The sequence below is a fragment of the Sphingomonas albertensis genome (assembly GCF_014358075.1).
Classification (GTDB): domain Bacteria; phylum Pseudomonadota; class Alphaproteobacteria; order Sphingomonadales; family Sphingomonadaceae; genus Sphingomonas; species Sphingomonas albertensis.
Map to the genome: position 1 here is coordinate 1 of NZ_JACONT010000078.1, position 3,832 is coordinate 3,832.

The following is a 3,832-nucleotide window of genomic DNA, read 5'->3' on the forward strand; positions in this document are numbered from 1 at the left end:
GCCCCTCCCTTCCAGGGAGGGGAGTCAGAAGTGCCTATTCTTCGATTGCCGCCACCCTTGAAACCGTGCCACCACCGTCCCGCAAAAGACGGCGAGGATGACGATGCGGTTCAAGGCTTTCACGACGATCACGCTGGCCTTGCTCGCGACCTCCGTCCCAGCGATCGTCGGCGCGCAAAAAGAAAAAACCCCGCCCCCCGGCGGCGACATTCCCGCCAAGTTCGTCCCCGCCAATGCGAGCTTCGACTTCGACCGCCGCGAGGTCGACATCCCGATGCGCGACGGCGTCACGCTCCACGCGGTCATCGTCCAGCGCAAGGGCCTCACCGACGCCCCGATCCTGCTCCAGCGCACCCCCTACAACGCCGAGAGCGTCGCCAGCCGCTCCTCCAGTTCCAGCGGCGCGATGAACCTGCGCGCATCGGACGCGATGTTCTTCGATGCGGGGTACATCCGCGTGTTCGAGGATGTCCGCGGCAAGAACGGCTCGAACGGTGCCTATATCAACGAACGCCCGCTGATCGGGCCGCTAAATAAAACCAAGGTCGATCACTCCACCGACGCCTACGACACGATCGACTGGCTCGTGAAAAACCTCAAGAATAGCAACGGCCGGGTCGGCATCATCGGCGGCAGCTACGACGGCATGATGGCCGCGATGGCGCTGGTGAACCCGCACCCCGCGTTGAAGGCGGCGGTGCCGATGAACCCGGTCATCAACACCTGGAAGGGCGACGACGACTTCCACGGCGGCGCCTTCCGCCAGATCGGCTATGATTATTATTATACGCAGGACGCCGCGAAGGGCGAAGCCGGCGACCTGTGGCGCGACGCGTACGACGATTACGACACGTTCCTCCGCGCCGGATCCGCCAGCGCGTTCGTGAAAAGCCGCGGGCTGGAGCAGCTTCCCTTCGTCAACCGCCTCCACGATCACCCGACGTACGACGCGTTCTGGCAGGGCCAGGCGCTCGAGACGGTCCTCCCGAAACAGCCGCAGACGGTGCCGACGCTCTGGGTCGCCAGCCAATGGGATCAGGAGGACATCTACGGCGCCGTCGCGGCCTACGAAGCCGTATCGAAGGTCGATCCCAACCACGTCAACCATCTCGCGCTCGGCCCGTGGGCGCATGGCGGCGCGAACGGCGATGGCTCGACTCTCGGCACGATCCGCTTCGATGCCGACACCGCGCTCTGGTTCCGCAAGAACGTCCTGCTCCCGTTCCTCGACGGCGCGCTGAAGACCGGCGCGACACCGCCCGCCCTCGCTCCCGTCACCGCGTTCCAGACCGGCGCCAACCAGTGGCAGGCGCTCGCCAGCTGGCCGAACTCGACCGCGACGCAGAAACTCTATTTCCAGCCCGCCAGCGGCCTCGCCCCGACCGCGCCCGCACAGGACGGCCACGACGACTATATCTCCGATCCCGCCAAGCCGATCCCCTACCGCCTCCGCCCGATCCGCCCGACCTACGCGACCGGTTCGACCTGGCGGCAATGGCTCGTCGACGACCAGCGCCCCTTCTCCGACCGCACCGACGTCCTCACCTACCAGACGCCTCCACTGACCAGCCCGGTCGCGATCGCCGGCGCGCCCGTCGCGGACCTGATCGCCAGCACCACCGGCACCGACGGCGATTTCGTCGTGAAGCTGATCGACGTCTACCCGGCGGAATATTCCGACAAGCCCGACATGGGCGGCTACCAACTCGCCGTCTCGATGGATATTTTGCGCGGCCGCTACCGCGACAGCTTCGAGAAGCCCACGCCGATCGTCGCCGGCCAGCCGACGCACTTCCGCGTCGTCCTGCCAAACGCCAACCACGTCTTCCTCCCCGGCCACCGCATCATGGTGCAGGTCCAGTCGAGCTGGTTCCCGCTCTACGACCGCAACCCGCAGACCTACGTCCCCAACATCTTCGACGCGAAGCCCGCCGACTATCGCAAGGCGACGATCAGCGTCTTCCACTCGGCCGCCCAGCCCAGCGCGATCGAACTGCCGATCGCGGCTACCAAGTGAGGACGTGAGCCTGTGTTCCTGAACTTCCTCGACGAACTTCGCAGCGCCGGCATCCCCGCCAGCCTCAAGGAACACTTGATCCTGCTGGAGGCGCTCGACGCCGAGGTGATCGAACGGACGCCCGAGGATTTCTACTATCTCTCCCGTGCGGTGTACGTGAAGGACGAGGGGCTGCTCGACAAATTCGACCAGGTCTTCGCCAAGGTCTTTCGCGGCCTTGCCACCAGCTACGGCACCCCCGCCGGCGAAGTCCCCGAGGACTGGCTGAAGGCGGTGGCAGAGAAATTCCTCACCCCCGAGGAGATGGCGGCGATCAAGTCGCTCGGCTCGTGGGACGAGATCATGGAGACGCTCAAGAAACGCCTCGAGGAGCAGAAGGAACGCCACCAGGGCGGCAACAAATGGGTCGGCACCGGCGGCACGAGCCCGTATGGCAACGGCGGCTACAACCCCGAAGGCGTCCGCATCGGCGGCGAAAGCACGCACAAGCGCGCGCTGAAAGTCTGGGACCAGCGCGAGTTCCGCAACCTCGACAACACCAGGGAACTCGGCACCCGCAACATCAAGGTGGCGCTGCGCCGCCTGCGCCGCTTCGCCCGCGACGGTGCCGCCGACGAACTCGACATCGACGGCACGATCTCGGGCACCGCGCGGCAAGGCTATCTCGACATCGTCATGCGCGCCGAACGCCGCAATGCGGTGAAATTGCTGCTGTTCCTCGACGTCGGCGGCTCGATGGACCCGTTCGTCAAGCTCTGCGAGGAACTGTTCTCGGCGGCGACCACCGAGTTCAAGAACCTCGAATTCTTCTACTTCCACAATTGCCCGTACGAAGGCGTGTGGAAGGACAACACGCGGCGCTTCGCCGAGCGCACGCCGATGTGGGATCTGCTCCACAAATACGGCCACGACTACAAGCTGATCTTCGTCGGCGATGCGTCGATGAGCCCGTACGAGATCACGCACCCCGGCGGCTCGGTCGAGCATTTCAACGAGGAACCGGGCGCGGTGTGGATGCAGCGGCTGACCAACACCTATCCGGCGGCGGCATGGCTCAACCCGGTGCCCGAGGCGCAATGGGGCTATTCGCAGTCGGTGCGGATCATCCGCGAGCTGATGACCGACCGCATGTACCCGCTGAGCCTCGCCGGTCTCGACGACGCGATGCGCGAGCTGACCCGCAAACGGTGAGTTTGGCGCGATGAGCGGCTGACTGTAACGGAACCGTCACGGTGGCGATCGGTTTATCGGGCATCATCCCTTACCGAAGGACAAGCCCTATGTCGTCGATCCCCAACTCCGCCATGCCGCACGCCAAGGTCCATCACGACGACGACCACAAGCCGGACCCCGACGCGAAGAAGACCGCGGCGACCAGCGACTGGGTCGAGGACGCGACCGACGCGGCCAAGGCCGGCCTCGCGACGGCGACGGATGCGGTGAAGTCGCACCCGAAGACGGCGATCGCGGTCGGCGCGACGGTGATCGCGGGGATTGCCGCAGCGATCGCAGCCCCTGTATTGCGTGCGAAGGATGCAGCGGAGAAGAAGGCGCCACCCAAGAAGCCGGAGCCGAAGAAGCCAGCCAAGGCAAAGAAGCCACACTGATAGCCTTGTGCACCTTAGTCCGGTGCACCACCCCGGCGAAGGCCGGGGCCCAATTGGGAGATGCTGCTAATTGAGCGCGCGTTTCGTTACAGCAACCTTTCCAACTGGACCCCGGCCTCCGCCGGGGTGGTAGTAACTAAGGGTAAACGTGTGAGGTGGGAGCGGGTGCGAGTAACGCCAGAGCCACCCCCTTGTTCTCCCGCGGAGG

General features: G+C 65.3%; 3 protein-coding genes. All 3 read left to right on the forward strand.

The genetic code is table 11. The features are described from left to right. Positions 1-97 precede the first annotated feature (97 nt). The 3 genes from H8S47_RS18585 (at position 98) to H8S47_RS18595 (ending at position 3,624) form a co-directional block, all read left to right on the forward strand. Positions 98-2,017: a CocE/NonD family hydrolase gene (locus tag H8S47_RS18585; RefSeq protein ID WP_235983061.1), complete on the forward strand. Its 1,920-nt coding sequence runs from the start codon at positions 98-100 to the stop codon at positions 2,015-2,017. 12 nt (positions 2,018-2,029) lie between these two features. Next, entirely contained in the window at positions 2,030-3,208 is a 1,179-nt protein-coding gene (locus H8S47_RS18590; protein ID WP_187505252.1) for a vWA domain-containing protein, read from the forward strand. 89 nt (positions 3,209-3,297) lie between these two features. Further along, on the forward strand, positions 3,298-3,624 hold the full coding sequence (locus tag H8S47_RS18595) for a hypothetical protein (RefSeq protein WP_187505253.1): 327 nt from the start codon (positions 3,298-3,300) through the stop codon (positions 3,622-3,624). The last annotated feature ends 208 nt before the right edge of the window (positions 3,625-3,832 follow it).

What these genes read in the sequence shown, in the direction of transcription:
- H8S47_RS18585 (WP_235983061.1), top strand. Translation starts at nt 98, where the DNA reads ATGACGATGCGGTTCAAGGCTTTCACGACGATCACGCTGGCCTTGCTC.
- H8S47_RS18595 (WP_187505253.1), top strand. Translation starts at nt 3,298, where the DNA reads ATGTCGTCGATCCCCAACTCCGCCATGCCGCACGCCAAGGTCCATCAC.